This window comes from Paraburkholderia sp. PREW-6R (genome assembly GCF_039621805.1).
In the GTDB taxonomy this organism is placed as follows: Bacteria; Pseudomonadota; Gammaproteobacteria; order Burkholderiales; family Burkholderiaceae; genus Paraburkholderia.
In genome coordinates this window covers 2075349-2091091 of the sequence record NZ_CP155074.1, presented here as the reverse complement: position 1 = coordinate 2091091, position 15743 = coordinate 2075349, and the positions used below count along the sequence as shown (strand labels likewise).

Annotated in this window: 15 protein-coding genes and 1 pseudogene; 6 read left to right on the top strand and 10 right to left on the bottom strand. The window is 62.3% G+C overall.

Annotated elements, in window-relative coordinates:
- The first annotated feature begins 8 nt into the window (after nucleotides 1-8).
- Nucleotides 9-3032 (top strand): FAD-linked oxidase C-terminal domain-containing protein, encoded by a 3024-nt coding sequence (locus AAGS40_RS24530; RefSeq protein WP_345815602.1) that lies wholly within the window; start codon nucleotides 9-11, stop codon nucleotides 3030-3032.
- A 295-nt stretch (nucleotides 3033-3327) separates the two neighbouring features.
- The gene (locus tag AAGS40_RS24525; protein WP_345815601.1) at nucleotides 3328-3585 is read left to right on the top strand and encodes a hypothetical protein; all 258 of its coding nucleotides are present in this window, start codon (nucleotides 3328-3330) and stop codon (nucleotides 3583-3585) included.
- Between the two features lie 449 nt (nucleotides 3586-4034).
- Here AAGS40_RS24525 and AAGS40_RS24520 read toward each other — a convergent pair.
- From AAGS40_RS24520 to AAGS40_RS24490, 7 genes and pseudogenes are all read right to left on the bottom strand, one after another.
- Nucleotides 4035-4259: pseudogene (locus AAGS40_RS24520) on the bottom strand (hypothetical protein); the annotation flags it as partial.
- 148 nt (nucleotides 4260-4407) lie between these two features.
- Nucleotides 4408-4674: a hypothetical protein gene (locus tag AAGS40_RS24515; RefSeq protein WP_345815600.1), complete on the bottom strand. Its 267-nt coding sequence runs from the start codon at nucleotides 4672-4674 to the stop codon at nucleotides 4408-4410.
- 168 nt (nucleotides 4675-4842) lie between these two features.
- On the bottom strand, nucleotides 4843-6567 hold the full coding sequence (locus AAGS40_RS24510) for an FAD-dependent oxidoreductase (protein ID WP_345815599.1): 1725 nt from the start codon (nucleotides 6565-6567) through the stop codon (nucleotides 4843-4845).
- Between the two features lie 98 nt (nucleotides 6568-6665).
- A complete protein-coding gene (locus tag AAGS40_RS24505) occupies nucleotides 6666-7658 on the bottom strand; it encodes a DedA family protein/thiosulfate sulfurtransferase GlpE (protein ID WP_345815598.1) in 993 nt (330 codons plus the stop codon).
- 382 nt (nucleotides 7659-8040) lie between these two features.
- Nucleotides 8041-8292 carry a hypothetical protein gene (locus AAGS40_RS24500; protein ID WP_144112933.1) on the bottom strand — a complete coding sequence of 84 codons (252 nt, stop codon included), beginning with the start codon at nucleotides 8290-8292 and terminating at the stop codon, nucleotides 8041-8043.
- 313 nt (nucleotides 8293-8605) lie between these two features.
- Complete coding sequence (locus tag AAGS40_RS24495) at nucleotides 8606-9133, bottom strand: DinB family protein (protein WP_345816566.1); 528 nt, start codon at nucleotides 9131-9133, stop codon at nucleotides 8606-8608.
- Nucleotides 9134-9546: 413 nt separating this feature from the next.
- Nucleotides 9547-9948: a RidA family protein gene (locus tag AAGS40_RS24490; protein WP_345816565.1), complete on the bottom strand. Its 402-nt coding sequence runs from the start codon at nucleotides 9946-9948 to the stop codon at nucleotides 9547-9549.
- A 119-nt stretch (nucleotides 9949-10067) separates the two neighbouring features.
- Here AAGS40_RS24490 and AAGS40_RS24485 point away from each other — a divergent pair, with 119 nt between their 5' ends.
- Nucleotides 10068-10376, top strand: a complete 309-nt coding sequence (locus AAGS40_RS24485) for a DUF3253 domain-containing protein (RefSeq protein ID WP_345815597.1) — start codon at nucleotides 10068-10070, stop codon at nucleotides 10374-10376.
- Nucleotides 10377-10502: 126 nt separating this feature from the next.
- Here the strand turns inward: AAGS40_RS24485 and AAGS40_RS24480 are convergent, their stop codons facing one another.
- The 3 genes from AAGS40_RS24480 to AAGS40_RS24470 form a co-directional block, all read right to left on the bottom strand.
- The gene (locus AAGS40_RS24480; protein ID WP_345815596.1) at nucleotides 10503-11153 is read right to left on the bottom strand and encodes a hypothetical protein; all 651 of its coding nucleotides are present in this window, start codon (nucleotides 11151-11153) and stop codon (nucleotides 10503-10505) included.
- Between the two features lie 439 nt (nucleotides 11154-11592).
- Nucleotides 11593-11865 carry a hypothetical protein gene (locus tag AAGS40_RS24475; RefSeq protein ID WP_345815595.1) on the bottom strand — a complete coding sequence of 91 codons (273 nt, stop codon included), beginning with the start codon at nucleotides 11863-11865 and terminating at the stop codon, nucleotides 11593-11595.
- 81 nt (nucleotides 11866-11946) lie between these two features.
- Entirely contained in the window at nucleotides 11947-13347 is a 1401-nt protein-coding gene (locus AAGS40_RS24470; protein WP_345815594.1) for a GntP family permease, read from the bottom strand.
- 469 nt (nucleotides 13348-13816) lie between these two features.
- Here AAGS40_RS24470 and AAGS40_RS24465 point away from each other — a divergent pair, with 469 nt between their 5' ends.
- The 3 genes from AAGS40_RS24465 (at nucleotide 13817) to AAGS40_RS24455 (ending at nucleotide 15476) form a co-directional block, all read left to right on the top strand.
- Complete coding sequence (locus tag AAGS40_RS24465; protein ID WP_345816563.1) at nucleotides 13817-14053, top strand: hypothetical protein; 237 nt, start codon at nucleotides 13817-13819, stop codon at nucleotides 14051-14053.
- A gap of 543 nt (nucleotides 14054-14596) precedes the next feature.
- Nucleotides 14597-14800 (top strand): hypothetical protein, encoded by a 204-nt coding sequence (locus AAGS40_RS24460; protein WP_345815593.1) that lies wholly within the window; start codon nucleotides 14597-14599, stop codon nucleotides 14798-14800.
- Between the two features lie 382 nt (nucleotides 14801-15182).
- Complete coding sequence (locus tag AAGS40_RS24455) at nucleotides 15183-15476, top strand: H-NS histone family protein (protein WP_345815592.1); 294 nt, start codon at nucleotides 15183-15185, stop codon at nucleotides 15474-15476.
- Nucleotides 15477-15743 lie beyond the last annotated feature (267 nt).

Genomic DNA, 15743 nt, shown 5'->3' with positions numbered 1-15743 from the left:
CCGACGATATGACGAACCCCACTTCCACTTTGCTCGTCAAACCGATCCATCTGGTGCCGTCCGCCGCGCGCCTGACGAGCCCGCTGGCACAGCATCTGCGCAAATCGCTGCGCGGCGACGTGCTGTTCGATGTGGCAAGCCGCGGCCGGTATGCGACCGATGCATCGATCTATCAGATCACACCGATCGGCGTAGTCGTGCCGCGCGATCAGGACGATCTGCGCATTGCGCTGGACATCGCGCGCAGCGAGAAGGTGCCGCTGCTCGCGCGCGGCGCGGGAACGAGCCAGTGCGGACAGACGGTCGGCGACGCGCTGGTGATCGACACGAGCAAATGGTTGAACAACATCGTCGATTTCGATGCCGACGCGCGCACGGTGACGGTGGAGCCCGGCGTCGTGCTGGATCATCTGAATGCGTGGCTCAAACCTCACGGCCTCTGGTTTCCCGTGGACGTCTCAACGGCGGCGCAGTGCACGATCGGCGGAATGGCGGGCAACAATTCGTGCGGCTCGCGTTCGATCGAATACGGCAACATGGTCCATAACGTCGAGGCGATCGACGCGATTCTCGCCGATGGCAACGAAGCGCGCTTCGCTTCATTGCGCGACGCACCGCAAGGCGCGCGTCTGCAGCAGCTAGTCGAAGGCGTAAAGCAGATCGCGTTACGCGAGCGCGACGAAATCGCGGCGCGCGTGCCCAAGGTATTGCGTCGCGTGGCGGGCTACAACATTGACGTGTTCGATTGTCGGAGCCCGCGCGCCTATACCGATGACGGCGTGGCGAATCTCGCGCATCTGCTTGTCGGCTCGGAGGGCACGCTCGCGTTCAGCCGGCAATTGACGCTCAGGCTCGCGCCGCTGCCCGCGCATAAGACGCTGGGCGTGGTCAACTTTCCGACTTTCTGGCAGGCGATGGAACTTACGCAGCACATCGTCAAGCTGAAACCGGTGGCGGTGGAGCTGGTCGACCGGACCATGATCGATCTGGCGATCAGCAATCCTGCATTCCGGCCGGTGATCGAAAAGGCGCTCGTCGGCAGGCCCGAAGCCATTCTGCTTGTCGAGTTCGCGGGCGAAAGCCGTGATGCGCAACTCGCGTCGCTCAGGCAGCTCACGGAATTGATGGCCGATCTCGGCTTGCCCGACTCGGTGGTCGAAATGCCGGACGCCGGCGCGCAGAAAGCGCTGTGGGAAGTCCGCAAAGCCGGCCTGAACATCATGATGAGCATGAAGGGCGACGGCAAGCCGGTGTCCTTTATCGAAGACTGTGCGGTGCCGCTCGAACATCTCGCCGAATACACGAGCCGTCTGACCGAGGTGTTTCATCGTCACGGCACGGAAGGCACGTGGTATGCGCACGCAAGCGTCGGCACGCTGCACGTGCGGCCGATTCTCGACATGCGGCGCGACGGCGCGAAAAAGATGCGCGCCATTGCGGAAGAAGCCGCCGCGTTGGTGCGCGACTACAAAGGCGCCTATTCCGGCGAGCATGGCGACGGTTTGTGTCGCGGCGAGTGGGTGGCATGGCAGTACGGGCCGCGCCTGAACCAGGCGTTTAGCGAGATCAAGGCGCTGTTCGATCCGGAGAACCGCTTCAATCCCGACAAGATCGTGCGTCCGCCAAAAATGGACGACGCGCGCAACTTCCGTTTCGCTCCCGGTTATCAGGAGCGCAAGATCGACACGGCGCTCGACTGGTCGGCATGGAATGTGGAGCGCGATCCGTTGACGGGCGTCGAGACGTTGCCGGGAAGCGGCAGCGATCTGTCGGGCGGTCTCGCGAAGGCCGTCGAGATGTGCAATAACAACGGCCATTGCCGCAAGTTCGACGCTGGCACGATGTGTCCGAGTTATCGCGTGACAAAGGACGAACAGCACCTCACACGAGGACGGGCGAATACGCTGCGGCTTGCGATAACCGGACAGCTCGGCGAGGCCGGACTCGCCAGCGACGACGTCAAGGAGACGCTCGATCTCTGTGTGTCATGCAAAGGCTGCAAGCGGGATTGTCCGACCGGCGTCGATATGGCGAAGTTCAAGATCGAAGCACGAGCGGCACGCGCGAAGCAGCATGGCCTGCGTCTGCGTGACAGACTGGTGGCCTTCATGCCGCGTTATGCGGCAACCGCGAGCCGCATGCCGGGATTGATGGCGCTGGCTGACAACGTCCCCGTGGTATCGGCGTGGTTCAAACGTGCCGTGGGTTTCGCGCCGGAGCGCACATTGCCGCGATTTCGCAAGTCGTTTCTCTCCGACGCGCCGGCGCAGACGAAGCCGGCTTCGGGCAACGCGCTGAAAGAGGTGATGTTGTTTGTCGACACGTTCAACAACAACATGGAACCGGACAACGCGCGCGCCGCGCAGCAGGTGCTCGAAGCAGCGGGTTACACGGTGCATTTGAATGCACGGCGGGGCGAGCGGCCCGTATGCTGCGGGCGCACGTTTCTCGCCGCCGGCCTCGTCGATGAAGCGAAACGGGAAGCGCGGCGCATGCTCGACCTGTTCCGACCGTTCGTGGATCGCGGCGTGCCGATCGTTGGGCTGGAGCCTTCCTGTCTGCTCTCGTTACGCGACGAATTCCTGCAATATGGCTTTGGGGATGAAGCGCAGCGGCTTTCCACGCAGGCCTTTCTTTTCGAGGAATTCCTGGTGCGCGAGCGTGAGGCCGGCCGTTTGCAACTCACGCTCAAACCCTTGAGCAAGCAGCAGGCGCTCGTCCACGGGCATTGTCATCAGAAAGCGTTCGATGCGTTCACGCCCGTGCAAACCGTGCTCAAGTGGATTCCGGAGTTGAAGGTATCTGTTGTCGAGTCGTCGTGCTGCGGGATGGCTGGCAGCTTCGGTTATGAGGCCGAGCACTATGCGACTTCGCAGGCCATGGCGGAGTTGTCGCTCTTGCCGGCGGTACGCAAGATCGACGGCAATACGATCATGGTCGCCGATGGCACGAGTTGCCGGCATCAGATTCATGATGGGGCGGGTGTGGAAGCGATCCACGTGGCGCGGGTGTTGGCTCTTGCGTTGCGATGATTTTGCGGTGGCGTTGCAACGACGCCGCGCCTGCCGCTTTGCCTGATACCCGCCTACTGGTAAGTGGTCATGGTAAGGCGTGATGCAGACGAAGGGATCGAGCCCGTGGATTGCGGGCGGGGATAAAGTGCTGACACCGGTCACCGCCAAGCCGATCACGAATAGACGACACCGCCCGATCGGTATATAACAACGTGAAAGGCTGGCTGGGTCACCGTCCATCGAGCCGCGACGCACCCCACGCATCCACGCGCACCCGCGCGCTTCAATTTGCATCAAACGGAGCAGGTTTCTTATGACGCAAGACGTAACGCCTAAGCCTTCCACGGGCGACCGGCCCGACCTCGAGCATCTCGACGCGGCGCTGACTCACGTCGATCAGCAGGTGTCGTCGGGCGGTATTGCATCCGGTGCCGCCAAAGGCATTCTGTACAGCCTGATCGAAACGCTCGGCGCGTTTGTCGGTGATCCTGATCTGCCCGAGCATGCCCGTTCGGGCTATCAGGGACTGCTCGAAGCCGCACGCGAGTTGCGGGCGAAACTGGACCACTAGCGTCGGCGGAATTTCTCGGTTCACGCGCTGTGTTACAACGCGCACCGTTTCCAGTACTGCGCTTTTTTCATGCTGTCCGCGTCCGTTGCCGGCTTGCTCTCTGGCGGCATCGTCGTCGTTCTGATCTCGCCGGGGCCTACCCAAACGCCGCCTGCTGCGGCCGGTTTGCGCCAGGACGTGCGGCGCTTCCTGCCGCTGATCGCCGTCGGACTCAGCGGCTACCTCGTGTCCATTCCAGTGTCGGGACGCGTTCTGACGGGAGCCGCGCGAATCCCGCCAAAGCGCAACGCGGCGGATCGATCGTGCTGGGTATCTTTTCGTTGTCGCTGGGGTGCGTGGCGTTCCACTGAGCGTCGTTGGCGTCGACGGAGCAGGAGCGCTTACCGCCGTCGCGCCTTTACGCTCGCGCGTCGTAGTTCACGTTCAGCGCGTCAAGCCACTCCGCCTCGCGCGAGATGCTCGTCCAGCCATTGTTGTGGATGCGCGCCAATCCGTCTGAACAGCACCAGGTACGGGCTGCGCGCGACTACGTGAATGGTGTCGACCTACAGTTGCGCGATGCGGCGAATCGCGTCGAGCACGTCGGCATTCACGGCTTAGCGACGAGGCGGCGTCAGCGGGCTTTGCGTGGCCAGGTGCACCGTGCGTGCTGCGCAGCGTGCTAGCGTCTTCACGTGAGCGTCGGTCACGGCTTCCTGTGTGAAGTGACTGTGACGGGCGCGGCCATGAAAGGCCAAGGGCTGCCGGAATTAGCGGACGCTACGGTAGCGTGACTGACGCGCTCGAACAGCGCGGGCTCCGGGAGCCTGTTGGCGTGTTGCGTTACCACCCCCTGCCGTGGTGACGTTCCCAGCCACGATGACGCCAATGATCGTGGTGCCAGCGGCGGCCGCGGTAGCCATCGTCGCGGTAACCGTATCCCGGTTGCGGCGCGTAGACGACGGGCGGCGGCGCATAAACGGGCGGCGCGGCGTAGACCGGGCCAGGCGTGCCGACATATACGCCGACATTCACCCGCGCTAGCGCAACGTTGGAAACGCTGGCGGCGGCCAGGCCGAAGGCGGCGAAAACGATCGCGCGTTTGAGCATGCGTGTCTCCTGTAAGAGCAGGCCATTCGCTGTCGAATGGCTGACGACGATCTTACGAGACAGAAAGCAGCACAGGTGCAACGAGTTGAAGGCGTCTGTAACGAAGGATTACCCGGCGGCGGCCGTCAGAGGCGGCGCCGCCGCATTCAATCGCACGTGCGCACCTGCTCACGCGCCCAGAGCGACGGCTTCGCCCGCCGAAACGGCCAGCAGCTGGTGAATCTGCGCGACGACGGCCGCTCCTTCGCCAACCGCGGCGGCCACGCGTTTTGTCGAGCCGGCGCGCGCGTCGCCGATCGCGTACACGCCCTCCACCGTGGTCGCGAGATCGCAGGCGGAAATGCCGTCGGCGCGGGTGCCGGTCAGCACGAAACCCTTCTCGTCGAGTTCGACGCCACAGGTACGCAGCCAGTCGGTGTTCGGATCCGCGCCGGTGAAGAGGAACAGATGCCGCGTGTCGAAATGATCGGTGCCGTCGGGCAACGGCTCCTTCAGCCCGACCGACGACAGCCCGCTTTCGTCCGCTTCCAGCCGGCCGATTTCCGAATTCGGATGCACGCATACATTCGGCAGCGAGCGGATACGATCGATCAGATAGCGCGACATGGTCGCCTCGAAGCCGCTGCGGCGGATCAGCACGTGCACCTTGGCGGCATGTGTCGCCAGATAGACGATGGCCTGGCCGGCCGAATTGCCGCCGCCCACCAGCACGATCTCCTGGCGCTTGCACAGTTTGGCTTCGACCGGCGACGCCCAGTAGTAGACGCCGCGACCGTCGAAACGATCGAGCCCTTCCAGCGCGGGGCGCCGGTACACCGCACCGCTCGCAATCACGATTGCACGTGCCGAAATGTGGCCGCCGCACTTCAGTTCCAGCCGATGCGGCGACGTATCGCAGTGCAGCCGTTTCACGTTGACCGGAATTGCGACGTGAGCGCCGAACTTCTGCGCCTGCACGAACGCACGGCCCGCCAATGCCTGGCCGGAGATGCCGGTCGGAAAGCCAAGATAGTTTTCGATCCGCGAACTGGCGCCCGCCTGGCCGCCAGGCGCCCGGCTATCCAGCACGATGACCGAAAGACCCTCCGACGCCGCATACACCGCGGTGGCCAGGCCTGCCGGGCCCGCGCCGACGATCGCCACGTCGTACACATGCGAGTCGTTGAGGTCGGGCAGCAGGCCGAGGCACGTAGCCAGTTCGGGCATGCTCGGGTGACGCAGCACCGTGCCGTCCGGGCAGATGACGAGGGGCATGTCTTCTTTTTGCGCCGCGAACTGCTCGATCAGACGCAGCGCGTCTTCGTCGCGTTCGTCGATCACGGAATGCGGATGGCTGTTGCGCGACAGGAACCCTTGTAGCATCACGAGCCGCGAATCGCTGCTATTGCCGATCAGGATCGGGCCGCCCGCACCTTTTTCGATCAGCGATACGCGCCGCAGAATCAGCGCGCGCATGATCCGCTCACCGAGTTCGGCCTCGGCGACGATCAATGCACGCAGACGTTCCGGCGGGATCAGCAGTGCATCCACCGCGTCGAGCGCCATTCCGTTGACCAGCGCCGGGCGCCCCGACAGTTGCCCGACTTCGGCCAGGAATTTCCCCACGCCGTGTTCGCCAATCATCACTTCACGGCCGATGCCGTCGCGCTGATAAACCTTCACGCGTCCTTCGAGAATGACGAACATGCCGGGTCCGGTGTAACCGGTTTCAAACAGTAGCTCGCCTGCGTCCCAGTGGCCCACTTCGCCAAAAGGGCGCAGACGATCAATCTCCGCGCACGTGAGCGTGGGGAACATCTGATGCATACGCGTGGCGAGCGACGAGAACGGCGCGTCGGCCACGACCTCCTGCTGCTGGGTTTCGGGTGCTTCAGGTTCTTGAGTCGAAAGCATCGAACCGCTCCTTCGGTGTTCATTGATTGATCGAGACTGATCGAATGGCACGCGAAGCGGCGCGGCGCGCGAGGCGCGCGTCAGGATGCGCCGCTGCGCTATATGGCCTTCGGCGCGGCGTCCTCGACCGCGACGACTGGCGGCGGCATCTCGGGCAGCGCGTCCACCGGCTTGCCCGAGTCGCGCCAGGCTTCCATGCCGCCGCGCAAGGGGAGCACATCGGCGAAGCCGGCTTCGTTCAGTTGCTTGGCCATCCACGCCGCGGAAATCTCATTCGGGCATGAACAGTAGATCACTAACTTCTGATCGTGCGGATAGGTTGCCACGATCTCGTCGAGTTGCCGCTCATCGGCGAATTGCGAGCCGGGAATCACCCACGGATCGAGCTTGCGCTTTTCCTGCGAGCGGATGTCGAAAAGAACCGGCGTCTTGCCGGCGGCGACGAGCGCGGCGAGTTCGTCGACTTCGATACGCGCGGACGCGAGTTTCGAAATCAGCTGCCGACGGCGATACCAGCGGTAAGCCGCATACACCAGCAGCAGCCCGACGACCACGAGGCCAGCCGTGCGGCCAAGCCGGCCGGCGATGGCGAACATCATGTCGATCTGCTGCGCAAACAGCGCGCCGACGATCAGGCCGGTGCCGGACCAGAGTGCCGCGCCGATGCCGTCGTACGTGAGGAACGTGCGATAACGCGTGCCCATTGCGCCTGCCATCGGAATCGACACAATCGACAGCCCCGGGACGAACTTTGCCACGGCGAGCACCCGCACACCCCAGCGCCCAAAAAAGCGTTCGGTCTTCTTGACACAGGTGTCACGCGAGAGCGACAGGCGGCAAATCGCTTTCAACGTGTTCCCGCCGTAAATGCGTCCGGCCAGATACCATGCGCTATCGCCGATCAGCGTGGCGAATATCGACAGGATCAGCACCGGCGCCAACTGGGTGCCCACCGACCCCGGATGCATGGCCGCCATTGCGCCGAACAGCACCAGCGACGGCAATGCCGGAACCGGAAGCCCGAGCGAGGCGGCCAGCACATTGGCGAACACGAGCGCCGGCCCATATTGCTCGACAAGATCATGTAGCATTGGCTTACATCCGCCGCCCTTTCGGGCGCGGCGCAGTAGGGAAAAGCGCAGGAGAATGCAAGGATTATGGACGCATTTTCGCGACGTGCAAACGCCGTGAAGTCGTATCCATTATTCGGGTGCCAGGCGCACGATGACTACGTGCGAAAAGTTGATCAAAGGCGCTGAGTGCCAGCCCAGGAAAATCAGGCGAAAGCGGTGACGCGCTGTATTGCACCAGCGGGCGCGGAGAACATGCGCGACCCGGTTTCGCTATGGTGGCCGGATCGGCTGATCCGGCCACGATTTTCATACCATATAGAAAGCAACGCGTGACGCAACGTGAAGCAGATTGGAGCTGCGCGTGGCATAAACGCCGAAGCGCTATGCCATGCGGCCCGCTCTATTGACGATGATTATGCTGCTCGCCCGGCAACTCGGCGCCGTGCGCGCGAATCGCGGCAATCAATTCAGCCGGCGTGATTTCATAGCGCACTTCGCGGTGTATACCAGGCTTGCGTTCATCGACTTCGATCAAAAGAATGCCTTTGCCGTCTTCTGTCGATTCGAGGCGCAGCGAGCGAAGTTCGCGCGACGTTGCGTCGTCGTATTCGGTGAGCAGGGCCATTGACCCGGAGGACCCGGTAGTGCGCATCGAAGTTGTCCTTAATCCGTTGTTGATCGAACCATTGTACGGGCAGGAGGGTGCGCCGTCTGTCGCGCCAAGCTGACGCTTCGCTTTTCCCGGCGGTTCACCCGCGCCTGCCTGCCTTACTCGCGCCGCGCCTCGTACGACGCGCGGGCGTCGCCCGCCGCGGTGTCTGCTTTCTCAACCAGTTTAACGCGACTCCGGCAAACCAGAGATGCATTTTTCATGCCCCAAGCCGGCGCAAGCGTTCTCGCCCGCTGTCATGCTGGTGACGCGCATCGGGGTTAAGCGCCGGGCGACACGCAAGCCCGATCACGCGCTAACGCGTCGGCCGCCGGCTGTCGAGCGAGCGCAGTTCGGCGGCGCGCAGCGGGGCGTCGGCGTCGAGGAAAAATTCGTCCAGCTGCGGCGGCGCGGCCGGTGTGCCGCTCAACATCGCGTGAGCCTGCCCGCGGTGATGAATCTGGTGGACGAATACATGCGGCAGCACGCAACCGACCGTCTCCCGCTGGACCCCAACCGACGGACCGCGATCGATCCGCGCCTCGCGTTGTAAATCCGCGCCGGTCAGCGATGCACAGAAGGCGAGCAGTTGCTCGTCGCTCCGCGCCTGTGCATCCCACAGATCCGCTGCGCGGGGATAGGGCAGTTCATTGTCGAAAATGGTGAGACCTGCGCCGCCCGCGGTCAGCGCGTCGAAGTAGTAGCGGTCTACCAGCAGGATATGGTTGAGCGTGAGTTGAAGCGACGGAAAGAAGCTGACTCTGCGCGCGGCGAAGTCGTCATCGCTCAGCGTCAGGCACGCGCGGTAGAGACGCAGGTTCGACCACGCGTTATTGCGCGCCATCGCCGTGAAGTGCGACGTCAGCGGATCGGCGCCGGAACGCTGCGAAAGTGTCAAGCCGGTCTCCAGGGACAAGTGATGACATTCGGACTGCCCGTTGGCGTGAGCGTTCGGCCTCGCGCGAGACCGGAGCACACTTCTTCAAAGGGTAAGGCAGCCGACGCTTGCGCCCAAAAAAATAGCCCGTCCGGAATGGGACGGGCCGCTAAACGCCGTTGTTACTCGGGTCAGCCGGCCCTACGCAAACACCTGGGCACTGACACGTGTATCGTGCTGCGCCAATAGTGCACTGTCGAGGTGGGAGTAACGCCGATCTATCAGATCAATGTCGGGTGATGGCGCACGCGGCTGGGGCGCCACCGCTGTTTCGAGCGCCTTCGAATCTGGATCGACGCGGGTGTTCAGCGGCGGTTTGCTCACCCCGGCCGTCGCGCGATGAAGTCGATCTCCACGAGCGCGTCGCGCGCGAGCGCCGTGACGCCGATGCACGTGCGCGCGGGCAGCGCGTCGGCAGGAAAGTAGGCGCGGTAAATGTCGTTCATCGGCGCATAGTCGCGCTTGAACTCAGTCAGAAAAATGCGGGCCGAGACCACGTGCTGCAAATCCAGGCCCAATCCCTGCAAGACCAGCACAAGGTTGTCCATGACGCGTCGGGTCTGGGCGACCACGCCTTCGGGGAGCGGCGCGGTATCGTCGCTCGGCGAGGTCGGCATCTGGCCGGTGAGAAAGACCCAGCCTTCGGCTTCGGTGGCATGGGAAAACGGGCCGACCGGTGTCGGCGCGGTCGGGATCATCCAGAAAGCGGGTTTTGAACTCATGGCGATGGACGCGGTTTCCATGTCGAGGAACGAGGCGCTAGGCTAACTCATCAAATTGCGCGGCGGCGCGGCATGTTCGCGTGGGCGCCGCGTGAGGACACAGCAAGCAGGTCGGGCACATGAATCATGACGAGCGCGATATCGAGCAGAAGCTGCTGGCATTGCTGTCGGCGCGACGGGCCCAGGCGTCGATCTGTCCATCGGACGTAGCACGCGCGCTGTCGTCGGACGAGGCATGCTGGCGAGCGCTGATGCCCGCCGTGCGCACCGTGGCGGCACGGCTCGCGCGGGCGCACGTGATCCGCATTACGCAAGGCGATGCGGCAGTACCACCCGCGCAGATCGACCACGGGCCCATCCGGCTTCGGCGCGGGCCCGCATTTGAGCGCGGCGGTGCTGGCGGCGCACCGGAACCGGGCGACGAATAAAACGCTCGGCGTTGGATTCAACCGTTTTGACTACACGTGGCGCCACGATCTGATTTGCGAGGAGTCCGTGAGTGAAAACGTTGTCAGCGCATACTTTTAAGAGACGCTACGTTTTTCGCCACTGCGTCATGATCTTCTGCTGCGGCGATACAAAAACGCGCCGAGCGCTATAGCGATGAGCACGACAGGCGCGACAACACTGTTGAATCCTGCCGTGCCTGCATGAGATTCGCTCGCGCCGGTCGCAGCGGAAGCAGCGCCGGGCGAAGAGGCTTGACTCGCGACGGGTTGCGGAAGCGCAACGCCTGCCGCACTGCCTTGACGCACCAAAGACGCTTCGGAGATGGGCGTTGCTTCAGAAGCAGCAAGCGCATTGGCAGTGGAATCGCCAGGGTAGGCGTCAGACGTCGGTCCGACCGGCGCCAAAGCGGTTGGCGGGACCAGAGCGGGAGCCTGTGCCGTCGCAGCACTGGTCTGAATCGCTTTAGCGGTGGCTTTCCATTGCGCGAATAGTGTGTCGATGCAGTGGACGTCGGTGCAAACGTTCCGCGATTGCCGCCACAGGGCGATCTGCTGGGGCGACACCTTTCCGGCGCTTAACAGCGTCTGTTGCTGCGCGAAAATGTCGTCGTATTCGTTGTTCAGAATGGCATGGTCGCAGATCACACGCTCTGCCGGTTGCTGCGTGGTCGAGCATTGAATGTCGCTTGCCTGCGCAGCGGTCGACGCAAGCGCGGCCATGCACAGCAGCCAGGCGGACCCGTCTTTCAGATGCACTGTTTTCTCCTCTGAGCCAGTGAGTGTTCAGCGGGCCACGCCTGGCCGCGGACCGCGGCGATGCGCCGCTGGAAGCGGAGTGCGCGACATTCATTGAATGTCTTGGCGGCGCCGCTTGGTTTGCAGTGCGCTAGTGCTGACCTGCATTCAGAAGCATCCAGATTTGCCGATTGGACGGCCCTGACCGTATGCGTGCGAACGCGGCGCGACATCTGCCACACGTGTAATGCTCCTGTGCTCGCGGATCCGGCGTGACGCCTCGCCCGTCGAGCGCCAGGTCTTGATGTGGGGGCTTGGTCGCTGACATTCCGGCGAGTTCGGCACATCGCGCACAAGGTTGAATCCATAGGTCCATTTCTCAGCCAATCGCAATGTCGAGCGTAAGCGGACGCCCGTGTCGCACGCGTAAAGACAGATAGCGAACCGATGTCATTCGCGGTTAGTCATCGAACGGATTGCCGGACTGTTTGACTTCCGTACTCAGGTTATATTCAGCGCGTACGGACTTCAGCACGCCCTCGATGTCACGGTCAAAGCCGAGCGCGTTGCCGAAGTGCGTCATGGTCCAGTTACAGCCGCTCTTATCCGGGTCTTGCAACTGAGGCCGAGGCACACGAATCTTGACGCCGTCCCCGACGATGGCCTGCAATCGATGGATTCGCCGGTCAACTTCCTGCTGAAGCCGCGAGGCATTGAGTGTCTTGCGTATCATTGAAGTCTCCTTGCCGTTGCTCGAAGGAGTCTAGCGCAAGTGGGCATTGGCAACCCGGCAAGGAGTACCCTCAACTGCGACTCAAACCAGCCCGGTCGCGTAATACACGCCGATCACGAAGAACACCGCCAGCGTTTTGATAACCGTCACCGCGAAAATGTCGCGATACGACTGACGGTGCGTCAGGCCGGTGACCGCCAGCAGCGTGATGACCGCGCCGTTGTGCGGCAATGTGTCCATGCCGCCGCTCGCCATCGCGACGACACGGTGCAGCACCTCCATCGGAATATGCGCGGCCTCCGCGCCCTTGATGAACGTATCCGACATGGCCGCGAGCGCGATGCTCATGCCGCCGGATGCGGAACCGGTGATGCCTGCGAGTGAACTGACCGACACTGCGGCATTGACGAGCGGATTCGGAATGCTTTTGAGCGCGTTGCCGACCACGAGGAAGCCCGGCAATGCGGCAATCACGCCGCCAAAACCGTATTCCGACGCAGTGTTCAGCGAGGCCAGCAGCGCACCCGCGACGGCCGCCTTCGTGCCGATCGCAAAACGCTCGCTCACGCGGCCAAACGCCGTCACGATAACCAGCACGATGCCGAGCAGCAGCGCGCCTTCCACGGCCCAGATAGCGACCACGCTTTTAATCGTCGTCGTGACCGGTGCATGAATGCCCGGCAGGATGTCCGGCGCGATGGTGTACGACGCGCCGTACCAGTTCGGAATCCAGCGCGTCAGCAGGAAGTTGGCCACGCCAACCAGAACGAGCGGCGCGACGGCCAGCAGCGGATGCGGCAATTGTTTCGACTCAACGCGCTCCGGCTCGTTGACCAGCTCCGTGCCGTAGCCTTCGCCGGTTGCCATGGCCTGGCGGCGGCGCCACTCCAGATACGTAAGACCGACCACGATGATGAACAGCGAGCCGATGACACCGAGCGCCGGCGCGGCCCACGACGTCGTCTTGAAGAAGGTAGTCGGGATGATGTTCTGGATTTGCGGTGTGCCGGGCAGTGAATCCATCGTGAACGAGAACGCGCCGAGTGCGATTGCGCCTGGCATCAACCGTTTCGGAATATTGCTCTGGCGATACAGTTCCGCGGCAAACGGATAGACCGCGAACACCACCACGAACAGCGACACGCCGCCGTAGGTGAGCAGCGCGCACACTGCGACGATTACCGCATTGGCGCGTGAGCGACCAATGTAGCGGATCGCGGCGGCCACGATCGACTCCGAGAAACCGGACAGTTCGATCACCTTGCCGAATACGGCGCCCAGCAGAAACACGGGGAAGTACAGCTTGACGAAGCCGACCATCTTGTCCATGAAGATGCCGGTGAAGACCGGCGCGACGGCGGCCGGATCGGTCAGCAGCACGGCAGCGAGCGCGGCGATTGGCGCAAAGAGGATCACGCTGTAGCCGCGATAGGCGGCAAACATCAGAAACGCCAGGGCGGCGAGGACGATGACAAAGGACATTGAGTCTCCAAAACTTGGTTGTTTTACGTGTACGCCATTCAACGCGCGGCGGCGCGGCAGTCAGTGCAGGCTTGTGCCGCGCGCGCTGTCATGGTCGATGGCCCAGTGGCCGGCATTCGGCATGGCGCAGTGCAGCAGATTGTACCCAAACGTCTTCAGAATGGAACGTCATTGGGCTGGTGCGGCGTCGACGAGGTGGAACCTTGTCCACGCGGGCGTTGGTTTGCGAACCGTGAGCTGGGCTGCGCTACGCGCTGCAAGATGACTGCCACCCGTCGTATCGAAGATTGATGAAGTCGGACCATGCCGGGATGACTCAGCGCAATTGCCGCGTGGCACAATCGGGCGATCGAAGAACGAGTCGTGATCGGGGTATCAAATGGCACACATGGAACGTACCGAAAGCGCGCGGCAAACGTTGCGCACACGCATGCGCGAAGCGGCGCCTAAGCGCACATTGGTGTTACCTATGCGGCTCGCTCTCGCCGCGCTGGCAGTCGGCAGCTTTGCCGCGCTGAGCGCCTGCAGCAGCAGCCCGCCGCTGTTCCTGTCGGATGGACGCCCAACCACGCTTGTTCAGTGCCCGGTGGGATCGGACTCATGCGTGCAGCAGGCCAGTGCGGCCTGTAATGGCGCGTTCGACGTCGTGAGTCAGTCGAGCGAAAACGGGACGCTCAATCTGCTCTACGCCTGCCGCGCCAAATAACACTGCAGCCGCCTTTTCTTCCAGATCGAGCTTGCGTGCCTCTCGCGCACGCGCCGATCTGACCTCTTCCGCGCCGCCTGTTTCTGCGGCGTGCCATTGTCGTCCACTCCACGATTTACCGACTAGCGGCATACAAATAAGCAAATAACCCGGTTTCTCCGTTTGCCGGTATAAATGTCTGCATGCGGAAACGCTTTGCCACTTTCTGGAGAAAGGCTTACCTGTTCGACCGCACTGCATAATAAATTTAAACCGGTGGTTGGATTATTCGTTACTGGGTTATTTTGTAAAAAACACATTCGGTTCACCATTCTGCGAATTCGGTGCGGAAGCCAACGGAACGCGAAGTGGGTCAGCAGTATTCTGGTTCTGCGGACTTGGGAAAGCGCGTCTCAGGCATATTTTGCTGATTACCTCGCTTGATTTATTGATCGACGAGAAACATTTTCCTTGGTTGATTATTTTCTGGCGCGCGGCATGGTTTGTGCTGTACGCTTGCTCTCAAAAATGTTTCTATAAAAGTAATCCGGGGAAGAAAAAGCAATGAATCACCATCAGCTGGAAAAAGATATTCAACATCTTGAGCACGTCATTTCGCATATCTCTGCTGAAGATCGTATCCCGTTATCTTATTGGCGTAATCGCATCGAGTCGGTGTCGGGCGCCGTGCGAGTTCCGGCCCAGGCCAGCCGGGTTAAACGTCTGAACGCTGCCCTTTCGGCATTGGAACAACGAGAAAAAAGCTGACCGTCCGTGCAACGGCATGGCGACGTCGTCGTGCTCGTATGAGCGCGGGGCGCTGAGCCATTCGAGCCGCTTCGTCCCCGCGACGAGGATGCCCAACTGCCGCTGGAGCGCGACACGCTGATCTCGATCGCGTTCAGTAACAGCGCTGTAAACGCGCCGACGCCCTCCTGCTGACAGAAGGGGCTTGTCGTGCGTTCGAAGCGCCGGCCCGTGGTGCCTGCCGAAAAGCGGCGGCCTGCCGCGCGCGCACGCACCAATGCCTGCGCGCACGGTTCCCTTGGTTGTAGCCGCGCGCACCGTCCGCTTCGCGTTTTCCTATCCGACGCATTATTCGTCTGATAGTGTCCGCACTGCAGTCTGTCAAATCGACCGGAGCATCGCCATGGCAGCCTCTTACAAGCAATTGACGGCTCAACTCGAGAAGCTCCATCAGGAAGTCGCTGCGGCGCGCGAGCAGGAAGTCGCGCAGGCCATCGCGGAGATCAAACAGAAGATCGCCGAGTACGATCTGACCGCCGAAGAACTCGGTTTCACAGGCAAACCGGTTGCCGGCCGCAAGGCCACGTCGGTCGCGAGGTACCGCGATCCGACAACCGGCCAGACATGGAGCGGACGTGGGCGCTCGCCAGCGTGGCTCGCCGGCAAGGATCGCGAACGCTTTCTGATCAAAACCTGAGATAACGCCGCTGTCGGCACGTTCGGACCGAATGCGCCGCTTGTTTGAAGTGATGCCGGGCGGAGAATTTGCCGCACCGTTGGTGTGGTCCCGAAAACGCTCACCTTTGGATGAATGAGCCCGGTGATTCGTATCACCCGCCAGGCGTTTGCCAATGACGTGCTTTGGTTCGGTGAGCCAGGTGTTGCCATCTGCTGCACCGTGTTCTATCAATTTTTCGAGTGCGGGCGTTGCTTAAGGCGACAAGCCGAAAACCCGCATCGGCCT